Origin of the sequence: Sphingobacterium sp. Ag1 (assembly GCF_000988325.1) — a bacterium.
In the GTDB taxonomy this organism is placed as follows: domain Bacteria; phylum Bacteroidota; class Bacteroidia; order Sphingobacteriales; family Sphingobacteriaceae; genus Sphingobacterium.
The window spans coordinates 190,539-205,004 of sequence record NZ_LBGU01000040.1 but is presented as its reverse complement, the minus strand read 5'-3'; the positions used below and the strand labels follow the sequence as shown (position 1 = coordinate 205,004).

Annotated in this window: 8 protein-coding genes; 7 read left to right on the top strand and 1 reads right to left on the bottom strand. The window is 39.4% G+C overall.

Features of this window, described 5'->3' with window-relative positions; all coding sequences use genetic code 11:
- Window position 1 precedes the first annotated feature (1 nt).
- Window positions 2-784 (top strand): hypothetical protein, encoded by a 783-nt coding sequence (locus AAW12_RS25550; RefSeq protein WP_053003708.1) that lies wholly within the window; start codon window positions 2-4, stop codon window positions 782-784.
- Window positions 785-1,065: 281 nt separating this feature from the next.
- Here AAW12_RS25550 and AAW12_RS14375 read toward each other — a convergent pair whose 3' ends face one another.
- On the bottom strand, window positions 1,066-1,302 hold the full coding sequence (locus AAW12_RS14375; RefSeq protein ID WP_046674315.1) for a hypothetical protein: 237 nt from the start codon (window positions 1,300-1,302) through the stop codon (window positions 1,066-1,068).
- Window positions 1,303-1,802: 500 nt separating this feature from the next.
- On the opposite strand from AAW12_RS14375, the gene AAW12_RS25545 reads away from it, so the two are divergent.
- From AAW12_RS25545 to AAW12_RS14345, 6 genes are all read left to right on the top strand, one after another.
- Window positions 1,803-2,639 carry a hypothetical protein gene (locus tag AAW12_RS25545; protein WP_053003707.1) on the top strand — a complete coding sequence of 279 codons (837 nt, stop codon included), beginning with the start codon at window positions 1,803-1,805 and terminating at the stop codon, window positions 2,637-2,639.
- 47 nt (window positions 2,640-2,686) lie between these two features.
- On the top strand, window positions 2,687-3,643 hold the full coding sequence (locus AAW12_RS25540; protein ID WP_053003706.1) for a hypothetical protein: 957 nt from the start codon (window positions 2,687-2,689) through the stop codon (window positions 3,641-3,643).
- A gap of 284 nt (window positions 3,644-3,927) precedes the next feature.
- A complete protein-coding gene (locus AAW12_RS14360) occupies window positions 3,928-4,428 on the top strand; it encodes an OmpH family outer membrane protein (protein ID WP_046674314.1) in 501 nt (166 codons plus the stop codon).
- 128 nt (window positions 4,429-4,556) lie between these two features.
- Window positions 4,557-4,991, top strand: coding sequence for a hypothetical protein (locus tag AAW12_RS14355; RefSeq protein ID WP_156167654.1), 435 nt, complete (start codon window positions 4,557-4,559; stop codon window positions 4,989-4,991).
- Between the two features lie 12 nt (window positions 4,992-5,003).
- Window positions 5,004-10,481, top strand: coding sequence for a DUF5977 domain-containing protein (locus tag AAW12_RS14350; RefSeq protein ID WP_046674312.1), 5,478 nt, complete (start codon window positions 5,004-5,006; stop codon window positions 10,479-10,481).
- A gap of 13 nt (window positions 10,482-10,494) precedes the next feature.
- The gene (locus AAW12_RS14345; RefSeq protein ID WP_046674311.1) at window positions 10,495-14,466 is read left to right on the top strand and encodes an RHS repeat domain-containing protein; all 3,972 of its coding nucleotides are present in this window, start codon (window positions 10,495-10,497) and stop codon (window positions 14,464-14,466) included.

Genomic DNA, 14,466 nt, shown 5'->3' with positions numbered 1-14,466 from the left:
TATGAATATCTGGAATATGATCATCCTTCTACTGGTTACAAGCTCTCTTCCATTTTTTGGAAAAGCACAGACAAACGCATTTCCGACAAATGGAAATGTGGGAATAGGTACAATAACACCCCTATTCGGTACTGATAACAATGGAATACAAATACATAAAGGAGACCACAGTAGTATTTTGCTCGGTGATCCTATAGAAAGTGGATATGGTGGAATAATTCAAACTTCGGATGCACGACACCGCGTATTTATCGGGGCCAATTTATATGATGATGTGAATAAAAGCTGGAGCGGTTTTAAGACAGGAAAGGGAAGTGCAGGGATTAGTGTAATTGCTGATAAAGGTGGTTGGGGGTCATCTATATATTTTTATGTCAGTGATAATGATAAGGATATGAATCCAAAGCTTGTCATGAACGCTTTGGGTAATGTGGGAATAGGTACTGAAAACCCTCTAGCTAAACTCGCTGTCAACGGGAATATATTAGCTAATGAACTCAAAATAAAAACGGATATTTCAGTGCCTGACTACGTATTCGAGCCGGGGTATAAAATGAATACGTTGGAGCAGATCGAAGAGTTTGTTAAAACGCATAAACATCTTCCAGAAATTCCGTCTGCCAAGGAAATTGAGAAGGAAGGATTGAATGTGGCCGAAATGAACCTATTGCTACTGAAAAAGATGGAAGAAATGACTTTGCAAATGATTCAGATGAATAAGACATTAGTGAAGCAGTCTGAGGAAATCAGGCAATTGAAGGAGAATGGTTCTATGGCTCGATAGATAATCCAAGGGCTTCAAACAGGTTTGGAACCCTTGGATTAGTCAATGATCATTGGAAACCAACAGGTTAATTAGCTGATTTCGCGGTGAGATTATTATTGATTAATTCTTTTAATGCACTGATTTCTTTGTCTTGTTGCTCTATGTGCTTCTTTGTTTCAATAGCATGAAGAGTCAGTTCCTCTATCTTCTTCAATAATACTTTGTTGAGTTCACCCAATTCGACTCCGTTGGATTCCGCTTCGCTGGCAGTTGGAACTCCAGGTAAATGTCCCTTGTTTTTAATATACTGTTCGATTTCGTATAAAATCTTGGAAAACTTCCACGATCACATTTGCGCCATTTTGCCAGTGATGGGTATTGTAAGATAGGTCAAACAATTTGAATTCGCGTGCCTGGTTATCAGAAGACGAAAAGTCACCTAGGTTCTTTGTTTTAATGCCAGATTCTTGACCGCTTAAGGTATTAAGGCAAATGAATAGTGCTGATAATAGTGTTAAAATGTTAATACTTTTCATAAAATGTTAATTTTTACAAAGATATATAATTGTTTTTCTCTCTATTGTTTTAGTTTAGTTGTAATTATCTTGTGGAGAATATTTTTTGTTTTTTTTGTTGTTTAATCCGCTTTGTTACACTGTTTTGTGTATTTTATGCCTTTTCTATTTGAGTGTCTTTAATTTCTTTTATAATATCTTTATGGTTTTTTAATAAAAACTTTTTAATTCTTAAGGATTGTTTGTTGGGAAATATGTAATTTCGGCCATTCGTTTAAAATACTGTGAGAAATATTTTAATCGGACGTTAGCTTAACTATTAACTTATGATATTATCTTTTTTTGATAATGTTAGCTATGTGCGTACTTGACGTTTTTAAATCTAAATAATTTCAATTCAACCTGTTGAAGCCGATTAATTCTTTAGGATTTTTGCGTAATAAAGGCTTGTATTTCCTAATTACCTTTTAATAGTAGCTATCAGTGGAATAAAAGAAAATTAGCTATATAAATGCCAACATATGAAAAGAGTATTAACCTTATTGGCTGCCGCGTGTATGGCAGTTTCTGCCTATGGACAGGCGTATGAATTCCGTTATAACGGTGCTGCAGATGTAATTTTTTCCTATCCACCACGAGGATCAGGGGGCAGGGCATTTGTGCATGATGCTGGTAATGTTCTCACGATCAATTATGAGGGAGATTTTACCAACGGTGTTAAAATGGGAAACTCATTTTGGGTTGCCAATAATGGTACGCTAAATACGTTAAGTGATGCAGGTATAGGGACTTCGATTATAGAAAATAGTGAAGGTTGGAACAGGGTTTTGCAAGTTCAGGGAATTGGACATGCAAAAGCTATTGTAACCACAAACAACATTCAGAGTGGGCTTTGGTCCCATGATGTGGGTTGGTATGGTGCTCTCGCCGGTGGTATGGTCGGTACCCGTAGCAATCACCCCTTTTCTATCATTACCAATCAAATAGCTAAAGTTACAATTCTTCCCAATGGAAATATGGGCATAGGGACGTCAAATCCGCAGGCGAAGTTGTCCGTGGACGGCAATATTTTGGCAAAAGAAATAAAGATTAAGACAGATGTGAGTGTTCCTGATTACGTTTTTGAACCTGATTATGATTTGAAAAGTTTGGCGGAAATTGAAAGTTATATCAAAGCAAATAAACATTTGCCAGAGGTACCTTCGGCTAAACGGATTCAAGCGGATGGACTGGATGTGGCTGCTATGAATCTACTTTTGCTCAAAAAGGTGGAGGAGATGACTTTACATTTAATTGAAAAAGATAAAATAATCAATCGGGTTATGGAAAGACTTGAAAAACTGGAATCCGCTAAGTAAGTAAACGTATTCATAAAATAATCAAAAAAATAATAAGAAGTTCAATTATGAAAAGAAAATCGTTGCTCGCAACGCTATTGGCTGTTGCTGGTTTTCAGCTGAGTCAAGTTCAAGCGCAAACCTCTTTTGAAGGTATTAATTTGACGAATGGACGAGATCTATTTTTTAAAGGTGCTAACGACAATCCTTCGGACGCTGGGGATATTGTGTTTCAAAAGACAAACGGAGAAGAATTAACCCGTATACGAAGTCATTTTGATGCAGGAACTGGTTTAGCTTCAATTTACTTTTCGAGTACTCCTTTAATTAAATCGACTTTTTTATTTACGGGTGAAGGTAATCTTGGCATTGGCAGTTCAGTTCCCCGAACTCGATTGGATGTTCAGCCACCAATAGGAAACATTTCAACTGGAGTTTTCCGTTCAAACGGTGAGCAGTCTTGGGGACATGCCTTAGCTTTGGTAACCGACAAAGCGGCTGGTGATGATCCAAAGTTGCTATTCAGTTATCGTAACCGCACAAAACAATGGTCCATTGGCGGAACTCAGAATTCGACTACGTTTAATATTATGGAAGATGGAGGAGATGGTTTTCATGGAAATGGTTTCGGGGCTGCTAGATTGACCGTGATGCCTGGTGGAAATATAGGTATCGGAACTAGTAATCCGCAGGCTAAACTGGCTGTTGAAGGCAATATTCTTGCAAAAGAGATCAAGATTAAGACCGATATCAATGTACCCGACTATGTTTTTGATCCTGATTATGATTTAAAGAGCTTAGAGGAGATTGAAAGCTATATCAAAGCAAATAAACATTTGCCTGAGATACCCTCGGCTAAACAGATCCAAGCTGATGGGCTTGATTTGGCTGAGATGAATTTACTCTTGCTCAAGAAGGTGGAGGAAATGACTCTACAGCTTATTCAAATGAATAATGAAATGAAAAAACAGGCCGAGAAAATTGATAGGCAAGCGGAGAAGATACAGTTGTTGGGAAAAAGATGATGATGATCGATTTCATAATGTGAATAGATTTGTTTATTGTAAAAATAACAGTATCGGGTTGTTTTTTGTGGTCTGGTGAAAATAGATTGTCTTTTTATGATATGTGCTGTTTTTTATTGTAAAATTAATTCGCTTATTATTAATATGTTGAGTTATGTTTCTTTTACTAATTCTTATTGTTTGTAAATTAAGTTTTTGTTTTTTTTATTTTTGAATTAATATTTAGTTGTTTGAGTTTTTCATCTAACTAGACCTATTTTTAAAGTATTATAGTATATCATTTTATGAAAAGTATCCAAGCGCTATGGGCGTGTTTTATCCTCGTATTGGGATTATGTGTTTATTTGTTGTTCTTCAAAGGTGAAAAGATTGCTTATGTCGAGTCTACCCGTATATTTCAAGAATATAAGGGAGCAAAAGTTGAACGCGAGAAACTTGAAGCAAAAGGAAAAGAGTTTAAACTTAAAATCGATACGCTGAATTTCGAAGTGCGTGAGGCGATTATTAAGTATGATGGCCAATCAGATAATAATGCCAAACAGATTATTCAGCTTAAGCAGAAACAGCTTAATGATTATCAACGTAGCGTACAGGAAAGTTTTCAGTCGGAAGAATCAGCGGTAATGGCAAAAGTTGCTGCCGAATTAAATGCATTCCTAAAAGATTATGGTAAACGCAACGGATACAAATTTATCTTTATTGCCAACCCATCAGGTACCATCGCCTATGCAGCGGACGGAACCAATGTCACCGACGATGTTCTGAAAGAGATCAACAGTAAGTAAACCTCATCATGCGAAGTTTATTCATTTTATTTATTTCCTTGGCTTTTTTTAGTTGTGGAAATCCTCCAAAACAGTTTACTACCGTTAACGATGGTCTTCAATATATCTCTGAAATTAAACATGGTTTTGTGAAAGATACACTTTTGGGGAATGGTGTGGAAGTTAAAATACAGTTACTACCAGCATCTCTCGTCCAAAAAAACAATAATCCCGGTAAGCAAAAGTATTTCAGTATACAGTTTTCGCTGAAAGGACATGAGTTGCTAGCGCAGCTACCGCGGGAAGAGTATGGCGCCTATGTACAGCTTTTTTCTTTTGGCATGGAACGATATATCTTTCTTCAGTCAGAATCAGGGAAGGAATATCCTGCCAGTATGGTCAGTTATCAACCTACCTATAACATGGGTAAAAGTAATGAGCTTATAGTTGTTTTTAACGAAGATTTTTCCTCTTGTAAAGCACTTAAATTAGTCGTAAAAGAATTTGGATTAAATATTGGGCAAATTGATTTTCCGCTAGATCTGGCAAATTTTAATTATTCGCCTACTATTGAACAATTATAATATTAACCGAAAATGAAATTTATTCAAATATTAAATAGGCATACACGAAAGATTGCAGCTATATGGGGCGGTGTATTTCTTTTCGAATTGATTAGCCCTATGGCAGCGATGGCGTTGACGGCAGGGCCGACAGCACCAGAAGCCACGAGTTTTGAACCTGTGGATACCACAGACATGGTAAATCCATTGACAGGAAGTTTTACCTATAATTTACCACTATTGGAAGTTCCAGGGCCAGAAGGAGGATATCCACTCTCGTTGTCCTATCATGCGGGTATACGCCCAGATGTTGAAGCATCTTGGGTTGGTCTAGGTTGGACACTCAATCCGGGAGCCATTAATCGAAATGTTGCCGGATTACCTGATGATTTTAATGAAGTAAGTTTGAAGCGTAGAGATTATTGGGGGGGAGGAAATAGTAAGGAATACGGACTTCAGGTGGGATTTGCAAGCGTGGTCAATGTCGGATTGGTATTTGCGAGTGACACATATCAAGGATTTGGTGTAGGTGCTACCATAGGATACGGGATAAAGGCTGGTCCGGTAAACCTTGGTGTTGACGTCGGGATTGGTCCTTATGGTGGCGGGTATGTAGGGATGGATATATCTTCCGGTATAAATGTTGCAAATGGAATCGGAGCAGGTGGAAAAATCGGATTCTCTACTAATTTCCAAAGCCTAAGAAGTGATGTAGGAACATCTTTGTCTAGTCATGGGATAAGTCTTATATCAGCGTCTATGAGTTCCTCTTCAAATAAACCAAGTCTTTCGATATTGGGAGCTACTGGATCGGTTTTCAATAGAAATGGGCATAAGATTAGTACAAGCAGTTCAGGTTTTGGTTTTACTATTCCTTTAGGCATCGTTAGCATTGGAGCTTCTTTTAAAAGTAGGCGTTATTGGACCGACGAAACATCACAGGGATTAAATTCCGGAAGCTTGTACTCGCCCATTATTCCTGTTAATACCACGTTATCCTATTGGGATGATAAGAATTATGATAATTATAGATTACTTCCTGACAATATCAACATTGCAGATAATCCTCAGGATTATGAGATGCTTGGTGGCACCTTTCCTGAATATGACAATTATTCAATTACTGGCCAGGGGATAGGTGGACAGATTCGTCCTTTTCTTTACCAGCGAGTCCTCTATCTTCAGAACAGTGAATCTGGCCAAAGCTCTGCAAAGATGAATAATGGGAACGCATTATTGAAGCAAGGCGTAGGTTTTCGTTTTGTTAATGATTTCTCTAATTCCTTTGACCAAGGGCTTGATGATGTCGTTGATCAATCCGGAACGCCGCAGGATCCCAATACACTACCTTTTAGCATGGGAGGTAAATCGGACACGCGAATAGGCAATGAGCTCGCAGCTTCTAAATTTATAAAGTACTTCACAAATGACGAGATCCGTAGCGGAAATGCAAAGACCAAAGGCTTTATTGACGTTGGGAGTACGACAAAAGGATTCAATAGAATTACAAATGGTACATCTTTTGGAAATGCCACAGCTACCAAAGGTGGGAGTCAGATTGGTGGATTTATGGTAACGAATGAATCTGGTGTAACATATCATTATGCATTGCCAGTTTATTCTTACAACGAATATTCTTATAATTATACACCTAAAGATAATGTGAGGTTTACAGAAACAACGCGTAAAGAACCTTATGCCTATACATGGTTGTTAACCGCTGTGACGGGCCCTGATTACGTAGATCGAAACGGCAATGGTCTGGTCGATGAAGCGGATTGGGGGTATTGGGTTGCCATGGACTATGGTCAATGGAGTAGCAATTATGTGTGGAGAACTCCGGCCGAAGGTGTGGATAAAGATCTCGATCAGAATTATTCAATGTATACCTCCGGGCAAAAAGAGCTATACTATATAAATAAGATCAGGACACGTACACATACTGCTATATTCGAAAAGGAGGTTCGATTTGACGGTAAAGGAAGTTCAATTAATGCGCTAACCCCCAGGTATTTTAGTGGTGGCCTCCCATTGTTTGATGAAACATCTAGGAAGAGTCTTCGATTGAACAAAATATATCTAGTAAATAATTCGGATGCTAATATTGTCTCAGAAAGCAGCGAAACAATAAATAGGGGCGAGAACGGTGATTTCCACTATAATGTGATAGATAATTTTGATTTGGAAAAGATAGGCCGAAGTGTAATTGAGGCAAAGAGTATTCGCGTTATTGATTTTGGGTATAGTTATGATCTAAGTAAAAAAACGTCAAATAGCTTTAACTCGCGAAAGCCAGACATTAAGCTTGGGAAGTTAACCTTAGATGGTGTGAAATTTAGAGGTAAGGGCGGTGTAGACCTACTGCCGGCGACCCAGTTTGCTTATAAACAACCGGGTGCGATTCAATTCGATGCTACTAGAAGTGCAAATAATGAATTTTCAGCAGACAATTCTACCGCGCTACAGGTCGGAATGATGATTGAAAGCGCGGATGAGAACCCTGTGTATTATGGTATGATTACCGCAGTCAGAAGTGGTGGAAGAGGTAAAATTTATACATTGATGAATGGTGAGGTATTGGGTGATCATATCACGAATATAACACTGAGGGAAACTAAAAATCCTAATTATTGTAGGGAATGTCAAGATGTATGGGGATTTTATAAAGGAGACCTTAACTGGTCTCAATTGTGGGTAAATGCTGACCTAGCAAAACGTGTAACGACAACATCGGCAAAAGGTACTGACGCATGGAATCTACGTACAATAAGCTCTCCTACTGGAAATTCGATTGAATTAAACTATGAAAGCAATGAATTTAAGGAAGCAGTGTTTGAACGCTTTTTATCATTTCCAATTAAAATTATCCAAAGATTGGATAATCGAAGGTATGAGGTAGAACTTCCTTTCAGCGTCGCGGAATTGGAGGAGCGTTATAGTGCAGGAAATACGATCAATGGCTTCTTTTTAGGGCAAGCCGGTTCTATGCCAATAACAATTATAAAATCGGACAATGGGAATCCAAGCTGTTTTTATGAAGGTCGACAAGGAACAAGTAACACGAATATCATTTTGCGTTTTAATCAGGATATTCTTACTCTTACAACGGGTAATATTCGATTACCTCTTAACTCTGTAGTCAATAATGGAGGCGGAACAAGGATTAAAAGCATCAGCAATAAAGTTCTAAATGGCGTTACCTATACAACGGAATATGGTTACCGTCCCAATGGAATTTCTTCTGGTGTAACCTCTTATCTACCTTATAATATGGAGACAGGTAATCTCAATGATATTACCGGAGACTATTATAAACTTTGGTATAAGAAAGCCCTTAACCAAGATATCGAAAATATTCTCAAAATTGCGAGGGAAATTCCTGGGCCTGGAATTATGTACAGCAAAGTGCAAATTCGAAATAAGGTAATACAACCCAATGGAGATAGTCAGAATGAAGGATATACGGAAAACGTATATCGAGTTTTGGATAAACGAATGATCAATAGGGTGGTTACGCAGGATATGCCGGGCAGAACTGGATATGCACATGGAGTAAACTTACGTATAAGTGATTTTACAACAAATATCGGCGATGTTTTGTATATAAACTATTTTGATGCCGAAGATCGATTGATAAAACAGACAAAAAACAAATATTTATATGACGAGGCGACCGAATCCAGCGATTTGAGAACAAAGTATAGAGATATACTTGGTAGTAGGTTCAATTCGCAGGGGCTTATTACCGAAAGATTTGCTGAAGCTCGTTATCACTATGCCAAACAGTATAGTAACCGCACCAATATTATAATGGCAGCACGTGAGCAATACCCTTCAATACTATTATCTTCGACAACTCAGGATTTTGTTAATAAATCGTCTGAAAGCACTGAAAATCTTGGTTTTGATTTCTATAATGGTCAACCTAATAAGGTGTTAAAGAAAGATTCTTATGGAAACAGATTCCTCAGTGAGACGGGATATGCGTATCTACAGTATGGAGAGATGGGGAACAGACTTGTCAATATCAATAACAAAAATATGTTGACGCAGGTTTATAGTCAGGCTTCCTACAAGGTTGACAATAATAATGTGAAGGTTGGTGTTGTCAGCGGGTCTAAAACAATCTGGAGTAAAGAAGTCAATGTGCTTGCGCCTAACGGCACTATCGTTAAACAGAATAGTGCTGCAAATGGCCAAGTTTGGCGCAAAGAACGTGAAGAGGTTTTAGAAATTCCTGACAATTATGGTAGTTCAGGTATTCTTCCAATCGCTCAATTCACGTTTACTAATGGATACTGGAAACTAGTTAATGGAATTAGAATGTACAATGTATATTCTAAAGCGCTGGAAGACTACGATCGTAACAATAATTATTCTGCAAACCGCTATGGATACAACAATGGTAAGATCATTGCTGGAGCGAATTTTGCAAAATACGGTGAACTTGCTTTCAGTGGGGCTGAGGATGAGCTGATGGGAACTTCAGTGTCGGGAGAGGTTTCCAAGGGGCAGGGTACAGTATCTACCGGAGCATTCCATACCGGAAGCAAAAGTTTGTCCTTGGCAGGAGGAGCCACAGGTTTTGAATACAGTGTCCCGATCACCAATCTCACCGCAAATAGGACCTACGTTGCAAGTGTTTGGGTGAAAAATGTAACAAATGGTAAAGTTGGTCTTTACTATGATGTTGATGGTGTTGCAACAGCAGCCCCGATAAATTCAGCACAGAGCACGAAGAAGTCTGGTGACTGGAGCCTTGTAAATATTGAGATTCCGATTTCAGGTGGTACTCAATTAAAGGTGTACGTAAAAAATGAAGGTACAGTTTCAAGTTTTGTAGATGATTTTCGTTTTCATCCCAAGAATACAAATGCCATGGCCTATGTCTACGATAATTTCTCTGGCGAGCTGACCTATATTTTAGATCACTTTAATCTATATACCCGATTTGAATACGACGGAATGGGTCGTTTGGTGAGAACTTATAAAGAGCAATTCGGAAGGACGCCTTACAAAACCAATGAGTATCAACAAAATTATGGATTAAGCAGCAGTCTATTTTACAATGATCAAATCACGGAGGATATTCGTAAAAATGATTGTACAACCGGTGAAGGTACGCTGGTGGGATATACTGTGGCACAAGGGAAGTATAGTTCAAGTATTAGTAAAGGAGATGCAAATAGTAAAGCGATGGCAGAAATAAATCAATTTGGCCAACAATATGCAAATACTAATGGACGCTGCGTTAGCTGTAAACGGTATAAAGTGAAGATTCACCGTATGGATCTCCAAAATTTAAACTTATATGTTAATTATCGTGATTGTTATAATGTATATCAGTCATCGAGCTACCAAAATTTTCAACAAGAAGCGAATACTGGAGTGTATTTAGTCTTTTATGTGTGTGTAAATACCTCCGATCCTAGTATTCGATTTAGTCATGGGCAAAATCAGCAAAATATCAATTTGTCTGCTGAAATTGAATTAGTAGGTGACTGTAATTAATTAAACCATGATAATGGAAAAGAAATTTTTAGACAAGAGTCTCAGGAAATTATCGGCGTTTGTTCTATTTGGCTTATCGCAATTAGGTATTGCTCACGGTCAGATTACTAATCAGAACGCTATCGTGTTGCCTTCTGGCGGTACAACATCTTTTGTGGTGGAATCTGGTCAAAGCTATAGTGCAATCAGTGCTGTTGGAATTACACTCAAACCAGGAGTTCACTTTAAAAGCGGATCCAATGTAGTTCTTCGGATCGACAATAATATGACAGGTCCAGCAGCACCTAGTAATCCTAATGACAACCTAGAACTTAATTGGACCCTTGCGCGGTCATTTGATGCGAGCGGAGCAGTAATCGGCGAGACGAAAACATTTTTCGATAAAATGGGCAAGCAGCTTCAGACGCAGACGCGTAATATAGAAGCGGGGCATGTTCTTGCAGTTCAGCCCTTGTACGATGTTGGCGGGAAGCAGATAGGATCGACCATGTCAGCTCCGATCAACAATGCTGCCTTTAGTTACAAGGCTGATTTCACAACACTAAATTACCGCAATTACGGTCGTTTTACCAGCACATCGGGTCAGCCGGATAAAAGCTTTGCTCCGGATGCGCTTGATACTGCAGGGAGTTCGATAGGAAGTCTGGCATATTATTACAGTAGCCGCAATGCTTGGGAGCGCCTGCAGGATCATACCAATATGCCTTATAGCACGACGGCCGGTGCCAAGAACGGAACCAACATTTACACAGTGAGTGGAGGAGTTGGCCAGGTAATGAAACTGGGGGGAGGACATGAGGTACGACAGTTCAATGTTCCGGTGAACAAAGAGCTTGATTTTTACAATCTAGTTCGTCGCACCTATTTTTCTGTATCCGATATCGGAGACACAGTATTGGTATCCAACGGTCAAAAAATGATGTCCGTTAGCTTTGATGCAGACAGTCGGGCTTCGGTAAATATCAGTATTGATGGACGTACGGTGATGACAGGACGCGGCGGAAATGAGCTGATGTTAAAGGGCACGCTTCTTATCGATAGCACCCAAACGGGCTATTTCGGGATAGTCACGCCACAAAATGTGAGTTTTACCTCCGGAATGCTAAAGGACTATTTTCGTTCTGAATCAGAAACTGGAGTGTTTGGTACAAAAGCACTACAGCCAGGTTTATACCAGTTTACAAACAATGCAGGGAATTCTGTGAATTATCAAATAGGTCTTTCCGATGTAAGCTTTACATTCTATGATCAACTTGGACGGGTAAAGGCGACAATCCCGCCAGAAGGGGTAAAGAAATTATGGACTAGCGGCATTGGTAGTTATGCAACCTTGGCGAGCATCCCATTTGTGAAAATATTCAAGTACGATGGTAGAGGCAATCTGATCGAGAGTACAGATCCCGATGCAGGTAAGGCCGAGATGAAATACAGCAGTGATGGCAAACTTCGTTTTTCACAGAACGCGCTGCAGAAACTGACAAATAAGTTTAGTTATACGAACTATGACAGTTACGGACGTAGTATTGAAAGTGGAGAAATTACACCATCAGGTACACTTAGCTTTGGCACCGTCAGCACAGCTGGTCTTGATGCTGTCGGTACTGCGGCTTCGAGTTACCTAACGGGTACCCGTACAGATGTTACGGTGATCAATTATGATAATTCGGAAAGCATTCCAAGTCCGGCAGGCTATGTACAAGATAGTTATTTTCTTTCAGGAAGCGCAGTTTCGAGTAAAGCAAAATACAGTGGAGATCCGGCTATAACTTCCAATCTGGTGAGCAAAACCTGGTATAATTATGACGGGGATGGTAATGTTGTGTGGACGGTCAAGTATGTTACGGGGCTTGGATACAAGACGATGGATTATGTGTATGATGATCTGGGCAATGTTACCAAGAGCATTTACCAAAAGGGCACAGCAGCTGAGACGATGGTCCATTATTTCGAATACGACAAGAATAAACGATTAGTTGCCGCATATACCAATACAACGGATAACGAGAGCACTAAAGTCCTTCATGCGAAATATAGCTATTACCTACATGGAGATCTTAAACGGGTTGAACTTGGGGATAAGTTACAGGGGATAGATTATGTGTATGGTATTGATGGTAAGCTCAAGAGCATCAACAATGCGAATGCAGCTAAAGATCCTGGGGGTGACGGTGGCAATGGTTTTGCTGCGGATGTTTTCGGGATGAACATGGAATATTATTCAGGAGATTATAACAACCGTCAGGCCGGAATACCAACGATCCAGAATGGTGTCGGCACTGCGAGCTATGGTGGGCTGATCAATGGGATAAGCTGGTTTTCGAAGAAGCCGAATTCTACAGATATCGCGCCAGTGATGAATTCATATAGTTATGACGCGATAGGGCAATTGACCGAAAGCAGATGGGGGGCACCAAACTTTACGGGATCATCTTTTGTCGCTGGAGGTGAGATCAACAGGGAGCGTGGGCTTAGCTATGATGGTCATGGCAATATCAAAAGCCTTATACGTACCAATGGTGCTGGCGGAGAACTGGGTAATTATACATATAACTATCAGGCAAACAGCAATAAATTAACTTCAGTAACTGGATATGCTACTTATACCTACGATGCAATCGGCCAATTGACATCCCAAATCAAGGGGAGCGCTGGAATGTATTTGGATTATGATGTTAGTGGCAAGGTCACAAAAATCTACAGTGATGCAGCTAAACAGACAATAATTCTTAGCTTTGTTTATGACGAGGATGGTAGCCGTGTGATGAAAAAGGATCATCGGACGGGAGCCGTTACTTGGTACAGCTACGATGGCAGTGGGACATTGGCAGCAGTCTTTGAACAGCAGGGAACTGGCGCGATCCAATTAAAGGAACAACCTGTTTACGGGTCTGACAGATTAGGTACTTTTTATAGGCTTGGCAGTAATTATCAGTATACGATCACAGACCACGTTGGCAACACCCGTGTTGTGATCAACCGCAATAAGACAGCAAGTGGCGGTGCTGATATCGTATATTATGCAGATTACTATCCATTTGGTATGGAGGCACGCTCTGGAGGTATTGAAAATAGATACGGTTATCAAGGCCTGTATGCGGAGAAAGACAAAGAGACGGGTTGGAGTAATTTTGAGCTTCGTAATTATGATGCTGCTATGGGGCGGTGGTTGACAACGGATCCTTATGGTCAATATCATTCACCTTATGTTGGGATGGGAAATAATCCGGTTAGTGGCTTTGATATAAATGGTGGATGGAGTGGAGGTCCAAAACCAGGGGGGCCAATTGCATATTTTGTTAAGTTAAATGAAGTAGTTGTCAATGGAATTAGATCTACAAAGAATTATTTTAATAATTTAACATGGTCGCGAGCTTGGGATGATTTTCAATCAGGTATTCCTGGGCATCAATATAGTCGTTATGTGGTTGCGGATATACAAAGAGGGAATTATGTTGGGGCGGCAGCAGGTATGGCTAATGCTACAGCAGATATATTTACATTAGGTATAAGCTTCACAACCAAGCCAGCTCAGCTTATAGTAACTGAGAGTTTAGTTTCTACTAAACAAATTGCATCAAAGGAAGTGCAAGAGGTGGCAAAAGAAATGCGAATTACTTCGGGACGGGAGTTAAGTAAGATAGGTAATCAAGCAGCGAAGAAGGTATCAGCTTGGGATGCGAGTCTCGCCGAAGAGGTGATGGAATTGAATATTAAGGCGGATGAGCGCATAGATTGTAGTGATATTGCATCTAGATTAGCTATTGGCCAAAAAGACGGTTATATTCTTGAATTAACACCTAAAATAGGAAAAACTTTTAACGGAGTTGAATACGGCGAAAAAGTTCCTTTTTATTATCATCAAGTTTTTATTAAAGGAAAGTATGTATATGATCCAATGTTTGGAAACAAACCTGTATTAACTACGGACTTCTTAAAAACCTACCAAAAAATGAATCCAAATGGAATTAAATTAATAAGACAATAA

Bases quoted from the DNA above. Each gene is read 5' to 3' on its own strand.
- AAW12_RS25550 (WP_053003708.1), top strand. From the start codon at position 2: ATGAATATCTGGAATATGATCATCCTTCTACTGGTTACAAGCTCTCTT.
- AAW12_RS14350 (WP_046674312.1), top strand. From the start codon at position 5,004: ATGAAATTTATTCAAATATTAAATAGGCATACACGAAAGATTGCAGCT.
- AAW12_RS14345 (WP_046674311.1), top strand. From the start codon at position 10,495: ATGGAAAAGAAATTTTTAGACAAGAGTCTCAGGAAATTATCGGCGTTT.
- AAW12_RS25545 (WP_053003707.1), top strand. From the start codon at position 1,803: ATGAAAAGAGTATTAACCTTATTGGCTGCCGCGTGTATGGCAGTTTCT.
- AAW12_RS14375 (WP_046674315.1), bottom strand. From the start codon at position 1,302: ATGAAAAGTATTAACATTTTAACACTATTATCAGCACTATTCATTTGC.
- AAW12_RS25540 (WP_053003706.1), top strand. From the start codon at position 2,687: ATGAAAAGAAAATCGTTGCTCGCAACGCTATTGGCTGTTGCTGGTTTT.
- AAW12_RS14360 (WP_046674314.1), top strand. From the start codon at position 3,928: ATGAAAAGTATCCAAGCGCTATGGGCGTGTTTTATCCTCGTATTGGGA.